Consider the following 2,826-nt stretch of genomic DNA (forward strand, 5'->3'; position numbering starts at 1 on the left):
TGAAGTCAGATCGGAAGGACTGGTGGAGCGCTTAGAAGTGAGAATGCCGGTATGAGTAGCGAAAGATGGGTGAGAATCCCATCCACCGTATGACTAAGGTTTCCTGAGGAAGGCTCGTCCGCTCAGGGTTAGTCGGGACCTAAGTCGAGGCCGATAGGCGTAGACGATGGACAACAGGTTGATATTCCTGTACCACCTCCCCGCCGTTTGAGCAATGGGGGGACGCAGTAGGATAGGGAAAGCGTGCCGTTGGTTGTGCACGCCCAAGCAGTAAGGCGTGGAAGTAGGAAAATCCGCTTCCTGTAACGTTGAGCTGTGATGGGGAGCTCTTTCGAGCGAAGTTCCTGATTTCACACTGCCAAGAAAAGCCTCTAGCGAGGCGGGAGGTGCCCGTACCGCAAACCGACACAGGTAGTCGAGGAGAGAATCCTAAGGTGTGCGAGAGAACTCTCGTTAAGGAACTCGGCAAAATGACCCCGTAACTTCGGGAGAAGGGGTGCTCTCGAGAGAGAGCCGCAGTGAATAGGCCCAGGCGACTGTTTAGCAAAAACACAGGTCTCTGCAAAACCGTAAGGTGAAGTATAGGGGCTGACGCCTGCCCGGTGCTGGAAGGTTAAGAGGAGGGGTTAGCTTACGCGAAGCTCTGAATTGAAGCCCCAGTAAACGGCGGCCGTAACTATAACGGTCCTAAGGTAGCGAAATTCCTTGTCGGGTAAGTTCCGACCCGCACGAAAGGCGTAACGATCTGGGCACTGTCTCAACGAGAGACTCGGTGAAATTATAGTACCTGTGAAGATGCAGGTTACCCGCGACAGGACGGAAAGACCCCGTGGAGCTTTACTGTAGCTTGATATTGAATTTTGGTGCAGCTTGTACAGGATAGGTAGGAGCCAGAGAAACGTGAGCGCCAGCTTGCGTGGAGGCGTCGGTGGGATACTACCCTGGCTGTACTGAAATTCTAACCCGTACCCCTGATCGGGGTAGGAGACAGTGTCAGGTGGACAGTTTGACTGGGGCGGTCGCCTCCTAAAAGGTAACGGAGGCGCCCAAAGGTTCCCTCAGAATGGTTGGAAATCATTCGTAGAGTGTAAAGGCACAAGGGAGCTTGACTGCGAGACCTACAAGTCGAGCAGGGTCGAAAGACGGGCTTAGTGATCCGGTGGTTCCGCATGGAAGGGCCATCGCTCAACGGATAAAAGCTACCCCGGGGATAACAGGCTTATCTCCCCCAAGAGTCCACATCGACGGGGAGGTTTGGCACCTCGATGTCGGCTCATCGCATCCTGGGGCTGTAGTCGGTCCCAAGGGTTGGGCTGTTCGCCCATTAAAGCGGTACGCGAGCTGGGTTCAGAACGTCGTGAGACAGTTCGGTCCCTATCCGTCGTGGGCGTAGGAAATTTGAGAGGAGCTGTCCTTAGTACGAGAGGACCGGGATGGACACACCGCTGGTGTACCAGTTGTCTTGCCAAAGGCATCGCTGGGTAGCTATGTGTGGACGGGATAAGTGCTGAAAGCATCTAAGCATGAAGCCCCCCTCAAGATGAGATTTCCCATTCTTTAGAAGTAAGATCCCTCAAAGACGATGAGGTAGATAGGTTCGAGGTGGAAGTGTGGTGACACATGGAGCTGACGAATACTAATCGATCGAGGACTTAACCAAAACAAACTTGAACGAATCAATGTCTTTATCCAGTTTTGAAAGAATGAAATTCTTTCTATTATACATATATTGGTCTAGTGATAATGGCAAAGAGGTCACACCCGTTCCCATACCGAACACGGAAGTTAAGCTCTTTAGCGCCGATGGTAGTTGGGGGCTTCCCCCTGTGAGAGTAGGACGTCGCTAGGCTCAAGAAGTCGTTACTGATTAATCAGTAGTGGCTTTTTTTATTGTCAAGAAGCCCCTAACTATAAGAACCGAAGGTTCGGAGGCGCGGTTTAAGAAGTTAAAAGTTTATATTTAGTGAATCAATAATTAAGTAAGCATTCGAGAAGTGGGAGGACCAAGGAGTTCATTGTCTAGCTCCAAACGCTAACTTGTGTGTCTGTTTCGTCTTCTCACTTCGAATGCAAGCATTGTTCGAAGACGGAAACAGTCAACAAGTTGGACGAGCGTTTTCCGCTTTTCGTAGGAACCAAGGAATGAGGAGCGGAATGTACTATGTACATGAGCACCGCAACGACGCAGCTGACGCAGAAATCCCCCGGTCATCGTGCTTCGAGCTAGCGCCGATGGTAGTTTAGTTGGGGGCACCCCCTGTGAGAAATAAGACATTGCTAGGCTCGAGAAGTCGTTACTGATTAAATAGATCAGAAAGTCACCACAGTTTAAGAACCAAGGGTACAAAAGAGAGAAGAGTAACTTGTACAAAAGCAGAGAAATAATCTTTTTATTATGAATAAAAAATAAAAAATTCTTTCCAAAATACTTGATTATTTTCCAAACGTGGATATAATTAAAAATGTACTTTAATTAAATATTTAAATTATTAACGTTCCGAAGTAGCTCAGTGGTAGAGCAACCGGCTGTTAACCGGTTGGTCGTAGGTTCGAGTCCTACCTTCGGAGCCATTTTTTTTTCGCAAAAAACAAATGAACGAAAAAAGTTTTAAAAAGTATTGAAATATGTTGCAAAAGTTCAGTATCCATGATAAGATAATTCATGTCTTGTTAAGACAAGCCTAGATGGCCCGTTGGTCAAGTGGTTAAGACACCGCCCTTTCACGGCGGTAACACGGGTTCGAATCCCGTACGGGTCACCATTAAATTTCTATAATGTAAGAAAACTAGTTGGAGGATTAGCTCAGCTGGGAGAGCACCTGCCTT

At 48.4% G+C, this 2,826-nt stretch carries 2 tRNA genes and 2 rRNA genes (1 of these 4 running past the window's edge); all 4 read left to right on the top strand.

What is annotated here, in order from left to right:
• Window positions 1-1,660 (top strand): 23S ribosomal RNA (locus ACOQFO_RS04695) (it extends 1,255 nt beyond the left edge of the window).
• Between the two features lie 73 nt (window positions 1,661-1,733).
• Window positions 1,734-1,849 (top strand): 5S ribosomal RNA (gene rrf, locus ACOQFO_RS04700).
• 647 nt (window positions 1,850-2,496) lie between these two features.
• Window positions 2,497-2,571: transfer RNA gene (locus ACOQFO_RS04705), tRNA-Asn, on the top strand.
• A 116-nt stretch (window positions 2,572-2,687) separates the two neighbouring features.
• Window positions 2,688-2,762 (top strand) — tRNA-Glu (locus ACOQFO_RS04710).
• Window positions 2,763-2,826: the final 64 nt, after the last annotated feature.

It is taken from the genome of Ureibacillus sp. MALMAid1270 (assembly GCF_049202975.1).
In the GTDB taxonomy this organism is placed as follows: domain Bacteria; phylum Bacillota; class Bacilli; order Bacillales_A; family Planococcaceae; genus Ureibacillus.